Genomic DNA, 17,738 nt, shown 5'->3' with positions numbered 1-17,738 from the left:
TTAAATAAACAAAAATATCCATGAAAAATTACACATAAAATTTAAAAATATTATCAAATACAATTTAAAATAAACAATTATAATTTCAAAAACATATTTCAAAAAACATATGCATATTACAAAAAATACATGGAAAGGAATTACAATCACACAAACAGCACAACAATATTTTTATAGTTTAATAAAAAATAAAAAGAATATTATCGGTATAAAAATTGAAATCAAAAAATCTGGATGTGCTGGATTTAGATATGATCTTTCATTTATAAATAATGAAAATAAAAACAATGAAAACAATTTTTACATTTATCAAAATAAATATATTAAAATATACATTCCAGTTAAATACATGTTCTGGTTAGACAAAACAAAAATAGATTATGTAACAGCAGACGGAATTAATATGTGTATTAAATTTATTAACCCAAAAATTAATGAATACTGTGGATGTGGCGATAGTTTTCATATTATTTCTTAATACAAAAAAACCGTCAATTACCATGATAACAAAATATGTTTTTTTTTACCTTTTGTTAATATTGTAAACTTATTAAATAATTTATCAGAATTTTCAAATTTATAATTTGGATTATTTTCTTTTCTATTATTAATTTTAATTGCATTTCCAATAATAAGACGGTATGCATCACTACGTGATGCAGAAAATTTAGAATCTACTAAAATTTGTTTTAGATCTTCTGATCCAGATAATTTAATCGAATCCATACCATCTTGCTGTAACTGATAAAAATCAGATTTTTTTAAATCCAAAAAATTTCCATTGAATAAATTGTTAGTAATCCTTTTTACTGCACATAATTTATTTGCACCATGTACAAATTTCGTTACAAAATCTGCAAGCATTAATTTAACATCTTGAATTTTACAATTGGAATGATATATTTCCTCAATTTCTTGTAATTGTATAAAAGTAAATAACTTTAAAAAAGGATATACTTGTTTATCATCAATATTTAACCAAAATTGATAAAAAGTATATGGACTAGTACGTTTACTACTTAACCAAATTATTTTATTATTCTCTGTTTTACCAAATTTTATACCACTTTCGGAAATTAATAAAGGAATAGTTAATCCAAAAACTTGTTTATGATACATTTTACGTATTATATCAATACCAGAAACAATATTACCCCACTGATCAGAACCACCAACTTGTAAAATCACATTATGTGTTTTATATAAATGTAAAAAATCATAAGCTTGAAGTAAACTATAAGAAAATTCTGTAAATGATATCCCTTGATCAACTCTATGAATACGATTTTGTACTGATTTTTTGTTAATCATATTATTTACTGAAAATAGTTTACCAATATCTCTCAAAAAAGAAATGATATTAATACTTTTAAACCAATCATGATTATTTAAAATAATTGGTTTTTTTAAATTTTGTTCATTAAAAAATTTTTTTATTTGATTTATAATACTTTGAGTCCACTGCAATAATTGATCTGGTATTTCTAATATACGTTCTTTTTCTTTAAAACTAGGATCACCAATTAAACTAGTAGCATACCCTAATAAAATAATTATTTTATGTCCATACTTTTGAAACCATTTTAAACAAAATAGCGGTAATAAATGACCAACATGTAAACTATTAGCTGTAGGATCAAATCCACAATAAATATTAATATAAGTACTAGAAAGACTTGATATTAAATCTGATGTATTACTAATATTATTAATAAATCCTCTAGATTGTAATTCATAAAACAAATTTTTTTTACTCATAAATATTAAGTAACCTAATGTCTATACAAAGATCAGAATAAATAATAAAAACATATATAAAATCTACTACATAAATCAAGAATATTATTTATTAAATGTATTTTTAAAAACATTAAACATATAATATTCTAATTTATCTACAACAATTTGTGTATAATAATCTACTTCAATGTTCACTATATCACCAATTTTTTTATTTTTAATATTTGTAGAATAAATAGTTTCCGGAATAAAATATACACAAAATACATTTTTACATATATCACTAACAGTTAAACTAATACCATCAATTCCAATAAAACCTTTTAAAAAAATATATTTCATAATATGATGATTTTTTATCTGAAAAAAAATTTTTTTATTATTATTATTATTAATAATATTTAATATTTTTGCTGTACCTATAATATGTCCTGAAACCAAGTGTCCACCAACTTCATCACCAAATTTTAAAGATCGTTCAATATTTACTACAGATCCAACTTGTAATAATCCAATGTTTGTTATTCGTAATGTTTCATAAATCACATTAAAAGAAACATCATTATTTTGAATTTTTACTATTGTTAAACAACAACCATTATTTGAAATTGATGCTCCAATCTTTAAAAAAGATACTAAATGTAATGGAAATTGTATTTTTAAAGTTTGAAAATCAGTTTTTTTTTTTATAGATAATACTGTAGCAACCCCTTGGACTATACCAGTAAACATATTAACCTTATACAATTAAAATAAAAAATAATTATAGTATAATAATATATATATTATAAATTATAAAATAATAAAAAACTTTTCTTTAATATTTTTTTATATATGGAAATATAATATTTTTACAAAATTAGCGTTCGTAACTCAGTTGGTTAGAGTGTCATCATGACATGGTGAAAGTCAGTGGTTCGAATCCACTCGAACGCAAAATAAAAAAATATTTTTAAAAAGTACTACATATTTAGGTCATAAAATTTGATTAAAGATTTTATCAAACATATTTCAGAAAAACAAAAAATTTTAATTTCCTACAGTGGGGGATTAGATTCAACAGTTTTATTATACCAACTGTTACCATTTACAAAAAAAAATCCATTTTTAAAGTTACGTGCAATACATATTAATCATCAAATAAATCCAAAATCATTTTTATGGAGTAAACATTGCAAAAAAATATGTCAAGAACATTCTATTCCATTAATAATTAAAAATTTAAATATTAAATGTAAAAATAATATACAAGAACATGCAAGAAAATTACGTTACAAAATTATTTCAAAAAATATGTTTCCAGATGAAATATTAGTAACAGGACATCATAGTAACGATCAATGTGAAACATTATTTTTATCATTAAAAAGAGGAAGTGGTATTTCTGGACTATCTGGAATATTAAAAAAAAATATTTTTGAAAAAAATAAAAATATTATCCGACCCTTATTAAAAATACAAAAAAAACAATTAAAAATATGGGCTATAGCAAAAAATATTAATTGGATTGAAGACGATAGTAATACTAATAACAAATATGACCGAAATTTTATTAGAAATAAAGTAATTGTACCAATTAAAAAAAGATGGCCGTATTTCATAAATAATTGTATTCGTAGTATGAAATTATGTTATCAAAACAATATAGCTATAAATTATTTTTTAGATCAAATTATTCATAATATTTCATTATTTACAGATACCCTAAAAATAACTACATTACATATTTATCCTAAGGAAATACAGATATTAATACTCAGAAGATGGATTTTTTTTAATCAAAATAATAATATTTCATATAGAGCAACAAAAATTATTTACAATGCCGTAATGAAAAACAATAATAAAAAAATTATACAAAAAATCGAAATAAAAAATATCGTAATTAAAAAATATCGTAATTCCATATTTTATATTCCTAAATATCAAAGTATTAAGAATACAATTCTATTTTGGTTTGATTATACTAAACCATTACAACTACCAAATAATATGGGATATATTGTAAAAAATACATACGGAATATTATTACCTAAACCAAATAAAAACGATTTAATTAATATACGATTCCAATTATATAAAAATATTCATATGAATATAGGAAAAACAAGAACAAAAAATATCTGGCAAAAAAATAATATTATACCTTGGAATCGAAATCGTATACCAATTATATTTTATAATACAACATTAATTTCTATTATGGGTTTTTTAGTAACTGATCATCCAAAAAAATATAATAATACATGGCGATTATCTTGGATAGATTTTATTATTTAAATAAATCATCTATATTAGTTGTATCAATTCTTGCATATAAAGTTTTAAAAATAGAAATACGATGATTTAATAATGGAATATGTATATTATTCCAATCTAAAATAGTTAGCAAAAATTTTTCAGATTTATTCACTAAATTTGGTACAATTGGTTTAAGATAAATCATTATAATACGAAATAAATTAATTGCTGTAGAACAAATTTCTTGTAATTTTATACTATTTTTTGGATCTAAAATTTTCCATGGTTTGTTATGATTAAAATATTGATTTGCTATTTCAGATAATTTTATAACTTCTTTAATAACCAAATTAAAATCTAAATCTTGAAAAAAATATTTTATTTTATGTGATACAGAAACAAATTGTGTATATAATTTTATATTATCTAATTTTTTTGATAACATATTATCAAAGTATTTATTTAAAAAACTTGAACTACGAGATGCTAAATTAACAATTTTATTTACAAGATCACTATTAATTTTATATATAAAATCCTGTACATTAAAATCAATATCTTCTATTTTAGAAGATAATTTTGAAGCATAATAATATCTTAAACTATCAGAATCAAAATATTTTAACCATTTTTTTACAGTAATTACATAACCTTTTGATTTAGAAATCTTCATACCCTTAATTTTTACATGTCCATGTACAAAAATTTTCGTTGGTTTTCTAAATTTCATACTTTCTAACATTGCAGGCCAAAATAAGATATGAAAATATACAATATCTTTCCCAATAAAGTGATATAATTCTGTACTAGAATTAATATTCCAAAATTCATGAAAATTAATTAATGGATTATTATAACATAAATTTTTAAATGTACTAATATAAGCAATAGGAGCATCCATCCAAACATAAAAATATTTATTTTTAAAATCAGGTATTCTAAAACCGAAATAGGGTTTATCTCTAGATATATTCCATGATTTTAAACTTTTATAAAACCATTCTTTCATTTTATTTACAATATGCTTATGTAATACACCAGTTTGCATCCATTCATATAATGTATTTTGTAAAACAGCTATATCAAAAAATATATGCATAGAATTACGTAAAACTGGTTCAGTATTAGAAATCTTTGATACTGGATTAATCAATTCAATAGTTTTATATACTGAATTACATAATTCGCAATGATCACCATATTGATCTTTAGCATAACAATTTGGACAAATACCTTGAACAAAACGATCTGGTAAAAAAATATTTTCTTTTACATCATACAATTGAATCACTTTCTTTAATGTAATTAAATTATTTAATTTTAACGTATAATATAATTTTTTTAAAAAATATAAATTTATACTATGATGTGTAGAAGAATAATTATCATAAGAAATATTAAAACATTTTAAATCACATATATGATTTTGAAACATTTTAGATATTAATTTCTTAGGATGAATATATAATTCACGAGATTTTAGTATAATTGGAGTACCATGTGAATCATCTGCACAAATAAACCAAACTTCATGACCAAGCATACGTTGATAACGAACCAATATATCAGCTTGAATATGTTCTAATAAATGTCCAATATGTATAGGACCATTTGCATACGGTAATGCACAAGTAACTAAAATTTTTTTTTTAAAATCATAATTTTATTAAAATCATTATAATAATTGTTATTACATAAAGTATATAAAAAAATATTTTTTTAAATAGATTAATATATGTGATAAAAAATTATTAATCTATTTAAGAATTATATATATACCGTAATGTATTCTAAAAAATTAACTTACCAATTTGTATGATAAAAACCTGACTTATCACATCGTTTATAAGTATGCGCTCCAAAATAATCCCTTTGGGCTTGTATTAAATTCGCCGTAGAATTTTTTGATCGATAACCATCATAATAAGTAATTGCAGAAGAAAAAGCTGGAATCGAAATACCTTGCTGAATTACATAAGATACAGTTTCACGTAACGAATTATGATATTGATTAGAAATATTCTGAAAATAAGGTGATAATAATAAATTAATAATTATATCATCATATTGATATATTTCAACAATTTTATTTAAACAAGATGATTGAATAATGCAACCTGAACGAAAAATTTTTGCAATCGAACCACATTTTAAATTCCAGTAATACTTTTTAGAAGCACTTCCTAATTGTGAAAATCCTTGAGCATATGATATAATTTTTCCTAAATATAAAGATTGTCTTAATTTTTCTATAAAATCACTTTTATTATGGACAATAGGCATAACTTTTGGACCTAGTAATATTTTTGAAGCTAACACGCGCTGTGATTTTAATGATGATAGATATCTTGCAAAAACAGAGTTAGTAATAACGGTTAATGATTCTTCTAAATTCAAAGCATCTTGACATGTCCATTTTCCCGTCCCTTTACTAACAGCAGCATCTAAAATACAATCTATTAAATCGTTATTACCATCTTTTTTTAATAAAATATTTTTAGTAATATCAAGTAAATAACTACTTAATTCACCTTGATTCCAGTGATTGAAAACTTCAGAAATTTCTGCATTACTTAAATGTAAAATATATTTTAATATAGAATAAGTTTCTGAAATTAACTGCATATCAGCATATTCAATACCATTATGTACCATTTTTACATAATGACCAGAACCATCAGGACCAATATATGAAACACACGATTCATCTTTAAATTTTGATGCTATAGAATGAAAAATAGGCTCAATAATTTTATATGCTTGTATTGATCCACCAGGCATAATTGCAGGACCAGTTAATGCACCATATTCTCCACCTGATATTCCTGCTCCAATAAAATGAATATTGTTTTTTAATAACTCATGATATCGTTTAATTGTATCTTTATAAAATGAATTTCCACCATCAATAATAACATCACCAGAATCTAAATGAGGAACAAGAGAATTAATCACACTATCTGTAGAATTACCTGCTTGCACCATTAATATAATACATCTTGGTCTTTTTAAAGAATTTATAAATTCTGCAATAAAAAAATAAGGAAAGACATTATTGGGATGATTAGATATGACATCTTTTGTTTTTTTTGCAGTACGATTAAAAATAGAAACGTTATAATCATGACTTGCAATATTCAAGGCTAAATTACGGCCCATAACAGCCATTCCAACTACTCCAACATCATTTTTATTCATATTTTACAACTCCAAATAACCATACAATTAAACCATTTTATGAAATATAATATACAAAAATAAAAATTATATTAATTAAAATATATTTATTTTCATGATGCTTTTTTACGAAGATTTAAATTATGTATAATATTGATAAAATGTAAATTCCGATTATGTAGTAATACCAATAAATGATATATTAAGTCAGAAGATTCATTAATTAAATCTTCTCTATTGTTATTAATAGCTGCAATAACTGTTTCAACTGCTTCTTCTCCTACCTTTTGAGCAATTCTATTAATACCCTGATGATGTAATTGTGTAGTATATGATTCACTTATATTAAAAAACTTTTTTTTTTTAATAATTTTCTCTAAATAAAAAAAATCCGTATAACTTGTATTTTTACCATTAAAACAACTAGAATTTTTTAGATGACATGTTTTTCCTATTGGATTCACTAAAATCAATATACTATCTTGATCGCAATCAAGAGTTATATCTATTACTTTTAAAAAATTTCCAGATATTTCACCTTTTGTCCATAATCTTTTTTTAGTTCTAGAATAAAACGTTACTATTTTATTTCTTTGTGTAATATTTAACGCATCTTGATTCATATAACCATGCATTAATATTTCAGAAGAAAAAATATTTTGTATGATACACGGAATTAATCCATTAACTTTTTTCCAATTGATACTAAACAATTGTTTATGATTTAACATAATCGAATGTTTATCCCTTGTTGTATTAAAAAATTTTTTAATTGTTGAATACTAAAAATATTTTTATGAAATACAGATGCCGCTAATGCTCCATCAACATTAGTATCTTGAAATACATGTAAAAAATCCTCCATAATACCAGCTCCACCAGATGCAATTAATGGAACATGACATACTTTTTTAACAATTTTTAGTTGATGTAAATCATATCCATAACACATACCATCTTGATTCATCATATTTAATACAATTTCTCCAGCTCCTTTTTTTTGAACTTCTTTAACCCATGTTAGAGTATCCCAACACGTTTTTTTAGTATATTCTGAACGACCAGTATATTGATATACTAAATATCTTTTCGTACTTTGGTCAAACCAAGAATCTATACCTACTACAACACATTGTGATCCAAATTGATCGGCAATACGTGAAATTAAACTAGGATCATTGATTGCAGGAGTATTAATTGAAATTTTATCAGCTCCAGCACATAAAATATCCTTTACATCTTGAATATTCCGAATTCCTCCAGCAACACAAAATGGAATATCAATTACTTCTGCAATTTCAGATATCCACTTTTTATTCACCAAACCACGATCTGTTGATGCTTGAATATCATAAAAAACTAACTCATCCGCACCATCTTGCGCATATTTTTTTGCAAGATCAACAATATTACCAATAATAATATGATCACGAAACTGTATTCCTTTCACAACATAACCTTCTTTTACATCAAGGCAGGGGATAATCCTTTTTGCCAACATTGTATTGCCTCCAAAAGAGTAAATTTATTTTCTAATAAACTTTTTCCTAAAATTATGTCATTTACTCCTATTTCTTTTAATTTTATAATGTCATTTAATGAACAAACACCACCAGAAGATTGAAAAAAAATTTTAGGAAATTGTTGTATAAGACTATTATACAATGTAATATTTGGACCTAATAAAGTACCATCTTTTGATATATCTGTACATAATACATACTTAATTCCCATAGTAGACAAATTCTCTAAAACATCTTCTAAACATAATTTAGTATCTTTCTTCCACCCATGAATACAAATACTATTAATATTATTTTTAATATTGACATCTAAAGCAGCAACGATATATTCACTACCATAATATTTAATCCAATTCTTAACTTGATCAACTTGATTAATTATTGCAGTCCCCAATACAATACGCTTTACTCCATGTAATAGTAAATATTCTATATCTTTTTCAGAACGAATACCCCCAGCAAATTGTATGTAATTACCAAACGTATTAACAATTTTATTAAAAATTTTATTTCTATCATGATTATCTGCACGAGCAGATTCTAAATCAACTATGTGAATAATACTAGCTCCATGTAACAAATATTGTTCTATCAAATTATATATATTATGATCATAATATTGTACTAAATTATAATTTCCTTGATATAATCGCACTATTTTACCATTTAAGATATCTATTGCTGGAATAATCATATATTACATCTCTAAAAAGTTGAATAATAATTTCGAACCTAATGAACCAGATTTTTCCGGATGAAATTGCACGCCAAAAAAATTATTTTTTTGAATAACTGAACTAAATTGCATATTATACTCAGTATAAGCAATAGTATACTTATTTACAGGAAAAGCATAACTATGAATAAAATAAAACCATGAACCTGTTTTAATATTATGTAATAATGGATGATGTTGATTAAAAAAAATTTGATTCCATCCTGTATGAGGTAATGGTAATGTTTGCGTATTTAATAAAGTAACAGGTGTATTAATAATATCAAGCATTTTAACTCCATTAGATTCCGAACTAAAAGATGAAAATACTTGCATACCTAAGCATATTCCTAATGTTGGGCATGAAATACTTTTGATTACTTGAATTAAATTACTCATAAATAACTGCTTCATAATTTCTGATGCACTACCTACTCCAGGTATAAATAATTTATCAGCATTTTTAATAATATCACTATTAGTAGTAATAATAGGTTGATAACCTAATTTTTTAATAGATAATTTCAAAGATAACAAATTAGCACAATTTGTATCTAAAATTACTATATTCATTTTACAAGATTCCTTTTGAAGTAGGTAATGTAGTACCTGAAATACTTACTGCTTGTTTTAAAGACCTAGCAAATGCTTTAAACAAACTTTCAATTTTATGATGATCATTTGTACCTGAACTAACTAAATGAATCGTACTTTTCATGGAATAAGATAAAGATCTAAAAAAATGTTCAACCATATCTGTACTAAAATCACCGACAAATTGACGATTAAATGTTCCTATAAATTTTAAATATGGACGTCCAGAAATATCTAATAAACAATATCCTGTACTTTCATCCATAGGTACATAAAAACCAAATCTACTAATTCCTATTTTGTCGCCTAAACATTTTAAAAATGTCTGTCCTAAAACAATACCAGTATCTTCTATAATATGATGATCATCAACTTCAATATCGCCTTGAACATCAATATTCATCAAAATATTACTGTGAATTGCAATTTGTTCTAACATATGATCAAAAAAATTAATACCAGTATGGATATTACTAGTACCAGATTTATCTAACCATAATTCAATTCTTATTTTAGTCTCCGTTGTATTTCGTATACTATGATAATATCGACTATTATTAGTAATAATATTATAAATACAATTCCAATCTAAACTATTTTTATTATATAAAATACCTTGAATACCCATTTTATTTGCTAATTCAACATCTGTTTTTCTATCTCCAATAACATAACAATTTTTTTTATTCAAAGATTTTCTAATTAACCAAGGTTCAACTAATTCAAGATTAGGTTTCCGACAATTACATGCATCATGTTCGAAATGTGGACATATTAATATATAATCAAAAGATATTCCTTGTGATGCAAATATATCAACCATAAACTTATGAGGTATAATAAATTCATCATATGGCAAACTAGTAGTATATAATCCATCTTGATTAGTAATCATAACTAATTTAAAATTTAATGCAATTAACTTCTTTAACACTATAATTACACAAGGTTCAAATATTAGCTTATGTATATGATCAACTTGAAAATTATCAGTAGGTTCGTGAATTAACGTTCCATCACGATCAATAAACAATATTTTTTCTTGCACTATAACCTTCCTTCAAAACAATAATATTAATTTAATGATATACTTTTCAACGCACTAATTAAACACAAACACTCTGTTTTAGTCCCAACTGATATTCGAATACAGTCTCTTAAATTCGATTCGTGATTTTGCTGTCTTAAAATAATACCCTGATTCCATAATATATCAAATATATTTTTAGCATTATAAAATTTTACTAAAATATAATTAGTCTCACTATGGAAAATATATTTTACTAAATCGTTTTTTTTTAAATTTTTTAATAAAAATTTTTTATTTTTTTGTATTTCTAAAACTTTATTTTGCATACTAACAATTGCAGAAGGTAATAATGCCTGTATTGCAATATTAATTGATGGAATTGGAAGAGGATATGGTGTAATAACTTTTCTTAATAATTTAATTATATCCTTATGAGCTAAAGTAAACCCACACCGAAGACCAGCTAAACCAAAAGCTTTAGATAACGTTCTTAAAATTACTAAATGTGAAAAACTTTTTAATAAAAAAATAGTATTTTCAGACATACAAAATTCAATATATGCTTCATCAATAATAACTATTGCTTTACCAATAGTAATCTTTAATATTTGAATTATGCTATCAATATTAAAAATATGTCCTGTAGGATTATTTGGACGACAAATATATATTAATTTTACTCCATGGAGTAATTTTATTATTTTAGGTATATCTAAAATCATATTATTAATCATTGGAATAATAATATTTTTAATACCATATATTTCTGCAATTTTAGCATACATTGTATAAGTCGGTGAAAATGTTATAATTGAATCTTTATTCGGCAAACAAAAAACACGCATAAGTAATTCAATTGCTTCATCAGAACCACGACTAACTAAAATATTTTCTAATGCAAGATTGACATAAGCAGAATAATGAAAAATTAATTTTTTAGGCTGACATTCCGGATAACGATTTAAAGTTATATTTGTAAGGTTATATAAGCTTGACATTGGTAGTTCATTTGCATTTAATAAAGTATGTCCTATACCTCCAATAGATCGTGCTGATTGATATGCTTTCAAAAAAATAATATCTTTTCTAGACAATTTCTGAATATTATTTTCCATATTTATCCTTAATAGCATTACATCGTATTATCACAGCATTTGCGTGAGCATCCATCTTTTCCGAAAGTGCTAATATTTCAACTACCTTAGAAATATTTTTTAATCCAAATGGTGTTAATTCTTGAACAGTAATTTTCTTCTGAAAATCTATTACACCTAATCCTGATGTAGAAATAGCATTACCGTTAGTTGGTAAAACATGGTTAGTTCCTGAAGCATAATCCCCTATAGATTCAGGAGACCATTTACCTAAAAATATAGAACCGGCATTCGTAATATTATGTACTAAATTTTTAGCAGATTTTGTTTGAATAATTAAGTGCTCTGGAGCATATATATTCGATATCTGAATGCATTCTAATATATTTTTTGTTAAAATAAATTTATTATTTTTCAATGACTTAAAAATAATATCTTTTCTTGATAAATACGGTAACTGCTTATCTATGTGTAACAAAATATTTTTTAGTAAACCAAGACTATCAGATAAAACAATAACTTGTGAATCAATACCATGCTCCGATTGAGATAATATATCCGATGCAACAAACGCAGGATCTGCAGTTTCATCTGCAATAATTAATAACTCTGAAGGACCAGCAATCATATCAATTGCTAAACCCGGCAATAATTGATTTAATTGTATTTTCGCCTCAGTCACATACAAATTACCTGGTCCAAATATTTTATTAACTTTTGGAATAGTCTCAGTACCAAATCCAAGAGCTGCAATAGCTTGTGCTCCTCCTACTTCAAAAACATGATTAACATTACAAATCTTAGCGATATATAAAATTTCATTTGTAATAGGAGGAGGTGAACATAAAATAATATTTTTACATCCTGCGATAGAAGCAGGTATTGATAACATTAATGCAGTAGATAATAAAGGAGCAGATCCTCCAGGGACATATAATCCAACTGATTCTATTGGAGTAAAAATCTGCTGACATCGAACACCAATTTGAGTATATAAATCAATACATTTCATTTTTTGTTGATCATGAAATAATTCAATATTTTTCTTTGCATTTAAAATAGCATTTTTTAAAGTTTTATCTATAAAATATTCTGAATTATTCATTCGTTCTTTTTCTATAAAAAATTTTTTTAAATCTATTTTATCAAATTTTTTAGTATATTTACGTAACGCAAAATCTCCAAAATTTCTAATATCATTTAAAATCAATCTGATTTTTTTTTTTAAATCACTAGATGCAATAATATTTGGCCTTAATAATATACTGTCTCTTTCTTTTTGATCTAGTTTATTCCAATGAAATATTTCATTAAATACAAGCATATTTTTTATTCCATCATTTTTTCAATTGGTAAAACTAAAATTGAACTAGCACCTAAAATTTTTAATTTCTCCATAGTTTCCCAAAATACCGTTTCACTACTTACCATATGTATAGCTACTTTATCTGTCTCACCTGCTAATTTAGATACTGTTGGATGCTCTGCACCATGTAATAAAGATATTACAGATTGTAGTTTAGAATATGGAGCATGTAACATAATATATTTAGATTCTCTAGCTTTAATAACACCTTGAATACGAGTAATCAATTTATTAATCAATGTTTTTTTCAAATCAGATATGTGTCCTAAACGAGACACTAGACATGCTGTAGAAGAATAAATCACCTCTACTTCCTTTAAACCATTTGCTTCTAATGTTGCTCCGGTTGATACTAAATCACAAATTGCATCAGCTAAACCAGCACTTGGAGCAACTTCTACAGAACCATTTAACATAAAAAAATTAAAATTTACATCTTTATTTTCAAGATACTTTTTTAGTAAACAGGGATAAGAAGTGGCAATACGAGCATTATTAAGTGATTGAATATCTACATATTCTTGATTAATTGGTATTGCTAAAGATAATCGACAAGAACCAAAATCTAAACGTTGTATAATCTTATATAATAACTCATATGGTTTAATATTTCGACATAATGATTCTTCTTCTATAACATTTTCACCAATAATACCTAAATCCACGACCTGATCCATAACTAAACCAGGAATATCATCATCTCGTACTCGAACAACATCAATAGGCATATTTTCAGCAAAAGAAATTAATTGCTGTTGTTTGAAATTAATTTTTATGCCACATTGTGTTAATAATTTGATAGACTCTTTACTTAAACGACCAGACTTTTGTATAGCAATACGTAATCTATTTTTATTAAACATGAATTTACCTTGCTAACATTACCGAAAATACTGAATATTTTTAACTTTTTCTTAATATATGAAATAAATTAAAAATAATTTTTTATACTTGAATGTTTGTATTTAATAACATGCAGTATACAATATTATCATAAGTGTAGTTGTTTATTATAAAAAAACTAGTATATATTGATTATGAAAATGATACTATCGATAATTATCATTTTTTATAATCCATTAAAACAAATAATGTAGTATTTTTTCCAAATGTTTTAGGTAATTGATAAAAAGCAAGTACATCTGGATGTTTTGACAACCAAATAGGAATATAATTTTTTAAAATATTTTTACCATGACCATGTATTACTGCAAAACAAAATATTTTTTCTTTAAAACATGTAAAAATTAACTTACCTAATTCCTGTTTTGCCTGATATTGATTTAAACCATGGCAATCGATATAAATTTCCGGAATATAAACTTTATTTTTTAATTTATTTAACTCAGTAATTAAAATTTTTTCACGAACATATGCAACAGGATTTTTATAAATTATTTTTTTTGGAACATAAGAATTAAAAAATTGAATATGTGCATCTTGGTTACATAAATCACGTTTTTCAGAATATTGATTATTTGTTTTATATAATTTTTTATGAAATACAGTATCTTGTTTCATTTTTTTAACATTTTTCATTTCTTCAAAAAAATAGGATGAATCTTTAAAATTCGAAAATTGAATTCTTTTCATTGTCAGATTTCCAAAAATATTTCTATCTTAAAAATGTTTTAATTAATATTATTAGTGATAAATTTTTTTATAATTATCGAAATAAAATATTTATTCGTTTTATATAACAAATGATTTTAAAAAATATTTTATTCATATAATGAGAATAATTAAATATATTCTATATCACATCAAACAACGAATTAAAAATATATACATTTAAAACATATAATATAAAAAATCATTTTTTTTAAAAAATCAAACGGAGATAAAATATGCCAGGTAATACAATTGGTAAAATCTTCAAAGTACATACTTTTGGTGAATCCCATGGTGTTGCTCTGGGATGTATTATCGATGGAATGCCTCCAGGAATAAAAATATCAAAAACATATATACAAAATGAATTAAATCGTAGAAAACCAGGATCTTCACAATATACTACACAACGCCGTGAAACCGATAAAGTTAATATCCTATCTGGAATATTTAATGATATAACAACAGGAACAAGCATTGGATTAACAATTAATAATCTTGATCAACGTTCACAAGATTATGATACTATACAACACATATTTAGGCCAGGACATGCTGATTATACATACTATAAAAAATATGGAATACGTGATCATAGAGGAGGTGGACGATCTTCAGCTCGAGAAACAGCAATGCGAGTAGCAGCAGGAGCATTTGCTAAACAATATTTAAAAAATATATATAATATCAATATTAGAGGATATTTATCGCAATTAGGAAAGATAAAGTGTCAATTAAATTCTTGGGAAGAAGTTAACAACAACCCTTTTTTTTGTGGTGATATTGATAAAATTAATTTATTAAAAAAAAAAATTAAGCAATTAAAAAAAAATGGAAACTCTATAGGAGCAGAAATAACAATAATATCTGAAAATGTACCAATAGGATTAGGCGAACCAGTATTTGACCGATTAGATGCCGATTTAGCTCATGCATTAATGAGTATTAATGCAGTTAAAGGAATTGAAATAGGTGATGGATTTTCCGTAATAAGTCAATTAGGTAGTGAAAATCGTGATGCAATAACACAAAAAGGATTTTTAAGTAATCATGCTGGAGGTATATTAGGTGGTATAAGTAATGGACAACCAATCCTTGCAAAAATTGCATTAAAACCAACGTCAAGTATTAATATTCCAATTCAAACAATAACACAAGATAATAAAAATACATATATTCAAGTGAAAGGTAGACACGATCCATGTGTAGGTATTCGAGCAGTACCAATAGCAGAAGCAATGACAGCTATCGTTATTATGGATCATATATTAAGATTTCAAGCACAATGTGGAAAAATAGAAAATATATATTAAAATACTTTATTTGTATCGTCAATAATTACACCATTATACTACTAATATTTTAGTAGTATAAATATATTCATATTAATAAAACAGTAATTTTAATATTTAATAATTTATATTGATCATATTATTAAAATAAGTATAGTATTTTATATTATCTAATATCAATAAAACATATGAAAATAATACTTATTATTAATAAGTATATACGTTATACAATATATTTTCAAAAAAAGACATATGAATATTATCGCAATTTTAATTAAGTATTTTTATCAATTATATAATTAAATAAATAAAAAAAATTTACAAAATATAAATTTAGTACATTATTAAAAATCATATCCATAAATCTCTCATTTTTCAGTAATATATCATCCAAAAAAATTGATTAATATAATACGATACAAAAATATAATCAATTTTATCGGAGAAAAAAATATGTTTAAAGGTAGTATTGTTGCAATAATTACACCCATGACCGAAAAAGGAAAAATTTGTTGTAATAGTCTTAAAAAACTTGTACAATATCATATTCATAACCATACCACAGCTATTGTTTCAGTTGGAACAACTGGTGAATCTGCCACATTAAATCAAAAAGAACATCATTATACTATATTATCAACTGTAGAATTTGCAGATGGTAAAATACCGATCATTGCTGGTACTGGAGCTAATTCAACATATGAAGCTATTACATTAACAAAAAAACTAGAAAATTCAGGTATTTGTGGTTGCTTAAGTGTAGTACCATACTATAATAAACCAACTCAAAATGGATTATATCAACATTTTAAAGCAATTTCAGAAAATACAGATATTCCTCAAATTTTATATAATGTACCCAGTAGAACTGGTTGTGATATGCTACCTGATACTGTAGTTAAATTATCGAAATTCAATAATATCATTGGTATAAAAGAAGCTACTGGAGATTTAACAAGAATCCATAAAATTAAAAATCACGTTAAAAAAAATTTCTTAATTATTAGTGGTGATGATATTACTGCTTTAGACTTTATGCAACTTGGAGGTGATGGAGTGATATCAGTTACTGCAAATATTGCAGCACAAGAAATGTCTAAAATGTGTTTCTTAGCACTAAAAAACGATTTTATTAGTGCCAGAATAATTAATCAAAAATTAATGCCAATACATCAAGCATTATTTTTAGATCCAAATCCAATACCAATAAAATGGGCTGCTTGGAAACTAAAAATGATTCAACATAACACATTAAGATTACCATTAACACCATTATCAAAAAATACACAAATAATATTACAAAAAGCACTAAAACAAGCAGATATTATACCGTAATATTTAAAAAATAATCAATA

At 24.4% G+C, this 17,738-nt stretch carries 17 protein-coding genes and 1 tRNA gene; 5 read left to right on the top strand and 13 right to left on the bottom strand.

From position 1 onward, the window contains the following. Positions 1–109: 109 nt before the first annotated feature. Complete coding sequence (locus tag AB4W50_RS00455) at positions 110–478, top strand: iron-sulfur cluster assembly accessory protein (RefSeq protein ID WP_367677207.1); 369 nt, start codon at positions 110–112, stop codon at positions 476–478. Between the two features lie 17 nt (positions 479–495). Here the strand turns inward: AB4W50_RS00455 and tyrS are convergent, their stop codons facing one another. Then, the gene (gene tyrS, locus AB4W50_RS00450; RefSeq protein WP_367677206.1) at positions 496–1,758 is read right to left on the bottom strand and encodes a tyrosine--tRNA ligase; all 1,263 of its coding nucleotides are present in this window, start codon (positions 1,756–1,758) and stop codon (positions 496–498) included. An 84-nt stretch (positions 1,759–1,842) separates the two neighbouring features. Then, a complete protein-coding gene (locus AB4W50_RS00445) occupies positions 1,843–2,472 on the bottom strand; it encodes a riboflavin synthase subunit alpha (protein ID WP_367677205.1) in 630 nt (209 codons plus the stop codon). 130 nt (positions 2,473–2,602) lie between these two features. On the opposite strand from AB4W50_RS00445, the gene AB4W50_RS00440 reads away from it, so the two are divergent. Beyond that, a tRNA-Val gene (locus tag AB4W50_RS00440) sits at positions 2,603–2,676 on the top strand. A gap of 48 nt (positions 2,677–2,724) precedes the next feature. Continuing rightward, positions 2,725–4,020 carry a tRNA lysidine(34) synthetase TilS gene (gene tilS, locus AB4W50_RS00435; protein WP_367677204.1) on the top strand — a complete coding sequence of 432 codons (1,296 nt, stop codon included), beginning with the start codon at positions 2,725–2,727 and terminating at the stop codon, positions 4,018–4,020. On the opposite strand, the gene metG is transcribed toward tilS, so the two are convergent. The 11 genes from metG to smrB form a co-directional block, all read right to left on the bottom strand. Then, a complete protein-coding gene (metG, locus tag AB4W50_RS00430; RefSeq protein WP_367677304.1) occupies positions 4,013–5,623 on the bottom strand; it encodes a methionine--tRNA ligase in 1,611 nt (536 codons plus the stop codon). The genes tilS and metG overlap by 8 nt on opposite strands. 161 nt (positions 5,624–5,784) lie before the next feature. Further along, positions 5,785–7,179: an NADP-dependent phosphogluconate dehydrogenase gene (gene gndA / locus AB4W50_RS00425; protein WP_367677203.1), complete on the bottom strand. Its 1,395-nt coding sequence runs from the start codon at positions 7,177–7,179 to the stop codon at positions 5,785–5,787. Between the two features lie 92 nt (positions 7,180–7,271). Next, on the bottom strand, positions 7,272–7,889 hold the full coding sequence (hisIE, locus tag AB4W50_RS00420; RefSeq protein ID WP_367677202.1) for a bifunctional phosphoribosyl-AMP cyclohydrolase/phosphoribosyl-ATP diphosphatase HisIE: 618 nt from the start codon (positions 7,887–7,889) through the stop codon (positions 7,272–7,274). Beyond that, a complete protein-coding gene (gene hisF, locus AB4W50_RS00415) occupies positions 7,883–8,659 on the bottom strand; it encodes an imidazole glycerol phosphate synthase subunit HisF (protein WP_367677201.1) in 777 nt (258 codons plus the stop codon). The genes hisIE and hisF overlap by 7 nt, the downstream gene beginning before the upstream one ends. Continuing rightward, positions 8,623–9,375: a 1-(5-phosphoribosyl)-5-[(5-phosphoribosylamino)methylideneamino] imidazole-4-carboxamide isomerase gene (locus tag AB4W50_RS00410; protein ID WP_367677200.1), complete on the bottom strand. Its 753-nt coding sequence runs from the start codon at positions 9,373–9,375 to the stop codon at positions 8,623–8,625. The genes hisF and AB4W50_RS00410 overlap by 37 nt, the downstream gene beginning before the upstream one ends. Positions 9,376–9,378: 3 nt before the next feature. Then, positions 9,379–9,969, bottom strand: a complete 591-nt coding sequence (gene hisH / locus AB4W50_RS00405; protein WP_367677199.1) for an imidazole glycerol phosphate synthase subunit HisH — start codon at positions 9,967–9,969, stop codon at positions 9,379–9,381. A gap of 1 nt (position 9,970) precedes the next feature. Then, positions 9,971–11,038 carry a bifunctional histidinol-phosphatase/imidazoleglycerol-phosphate dehydratase HisB gene (hisB, locus tag AB4W50_RS00400; RefSeq protein ID WP_367677198.1) on the bottom strand — a complete coding sequence of 356 codons (1,068 nt, stop codon included), beginning with the start codon at positions 11,036–11,038 and terminating at the stop codon, positions 9,971–9,973. A 26-nt stretch (positions 11,039–11,064) separates the two neighbouring features. Beyond that, the gene (hisC, locus tag AB4W50_RS00395; protein WP_367677197.1) at positions 11,065–12,135 is read right to left on the bottom strand and encodes a histidinol-phosphate transaminase; all 1,071 of its coding nucleotides are present in this window, start codon (positions 12,133–12,135) and stop codon (positions 11,065–11,067) included. Beyond that, positions 12,125–13,438 carry a histidinol dehydrogenase gene (gene hisD / locus AB4W50_RS00390; protein WP_367677196.1) on the bottom strand — a complete coding sequence of 438 codons (1,314 nt, stop codon included), beginning with the start codon at positions 13,436–13,438 and terminating at the stop codon, positions 12,125–12,127. The genes hisC and hisD overlap by 11 nt, the downstream gene beginning before the upstream one ends. Positions 13,439–13,443: 5 nt before the next feature. Next, entirely contained in the window at positions 13,444–14,343 is a 900-nt protein-coding gene (gene hisG / locus AB4W50_RS00385; RefSeq protein WP_367677195.1) for an ATP phosphoribosyltransferase, read from the bottom strand. Between the two features lie 199 nt (positions 14,344–14,542). After that, a complete protein-coding gene (gene smrB / locus AB4W50_RS00380) occupies positions 14,543–15,073 on the bottom strand; it encodes an endonuclease SmrB (protein ID WP_367677194.1) in 531 nt (176 codons plus the stop codon). A gap of 254 nt (positions 15,074–15,327) precedes the next feature. Between smrB and aroC the strand changes: the two genes are divergently transcribed. Continuing rightward, complete coding sequence (aroC, locus tag AB4W50_RS00375; protein WP_367677193.1) at positions 15,328–16,404, top strand: chorismate synthase; 1,077 nt, start codon at positions 15,328–15,330, stop codon at positions 16,402–16,404. 432 nt (positions 16,405–16,836) lie between these two features. After that, positions 16,837–17,718 (top strand): 4-hydroxy-tetrahydrodipicolinate synthase, encoded by an 882-nt coding sequence (gene dapA / locus AB4W50_RS00370; RefSeq protein ID WP_367677192.1) that lies wholly within the window; start codon positions 16,837–16,839, stop codon positions 17,716–17,718. Positions 17,719–17,738 lie beyond the last annotated feature (20 nt).

This window comes from Buchnera aphidicola (Takecallis arundicolens), assembly GCF_964058945.1.
Taxonomy (GTDB): Bacteria; Pseudomonadota; Gammaproteobacteria; order Enterobacterales; family Enterobacteriaceae; genus Buchnera_L; species Buchnera_L aphidicola_AH.
The sequence above is the reverse complement of the archived record's forward strand: the minus strand, read 5'-3'. Positions and strand labels throughout refer to the sequence as shown.

Bases quoted from the DNA above. Each gene is read 5' to 3' on its own strand.
- AB4W50_RS00455 (WP_367677207.1), top strand. From the start codon at position 110: ATGCATATTACAAAAAATACATGGAAAGGAATTACAATCACACAAACA.
- tyrS (WP_367677206.1), bottom strand. From the start codon at position 1,758: ATGAGTAAAAAAAATTTGTTTTATGAATTACAATCTAGAGGATTTATT.
- AB4W50_RS00445 (WP_367677205.1), bottom strand. From the start codon at position 2,472: ATGTTTACTGGTATAGTCCAAGGGGTTGCTACAGTATTATCTATAAAA.
- gndA (WP_367677203.1), bottom strand. From the start codon at position 7,179: ATGAATAAAAATGATGTTGGAGTAGTTGGAATGGCTGTTATGGGCCGT.
- hisIE (WP_367677202.1), bottom strand. From the start codon at position 7,889: ATGTTAAATCATAAACAATTGTTTAGTATCAATTGGAAAAAAGTTAAT.
- hisF (WP_367677201.1), bottom strand. From the start codon at position 8,659: ATGTTGGCAAAAAGGATTATCCCCTGCCTTGATGTAAAAGAAGGTTAT.
- AB4W50_RS00410 (WP_367677200.1), bottom strand. From the start codon at position 9,375: ATGATTATTCCAGCAATAGATATCTTAAATGGTAAAATAGTGCGATTA.
- hisH (WP_367677199.1), bottom strand. From the start codon at position 9,969: ATGAATATAGTAATTTTAGATACAAATTGTGCTAATTTGTTATCTTTG.
- hisC (WP_367677197.1), bottom strand. From the start codon at position 12,135: ATGGAAAATAATATTCAGAAATTGTCTAGAAAAGATATTATTTTTTTG.
- hisD (WP_367677196.1), bottom strand. From the start codon at position 13,438: ATGCTTGTATTTAATGAAATATTTCATTGGAATAAACTAGATCAAAAA.
- hisG (WP_367677195.1), bottom strand. From the start codon at position 14,343: ATGTTTAATAAAAATAGATTACGTATTGCTATACAAAAGTCTGGTCGT.
- smrB (WP_367677194.1), bottom strand. From the start codon at position 15,073: ATGAAAAGAATTCAATTTTCGAATTTTAAAGATTCATCCTATTTTTTT.
- aroC (WP_367677193.1), top strand. From the start codon at position 15,328: ATGCCAGGTAATACAATTGGTAAAATCTTCAAAGTACATACTTTTGGT.
- dapA (WP_367677192.1), top strand. From the start codon at position 16,837: ATGTTTAAAGGTAGTATTGTTGCAATAATTACACCCATGACCGAAAAA.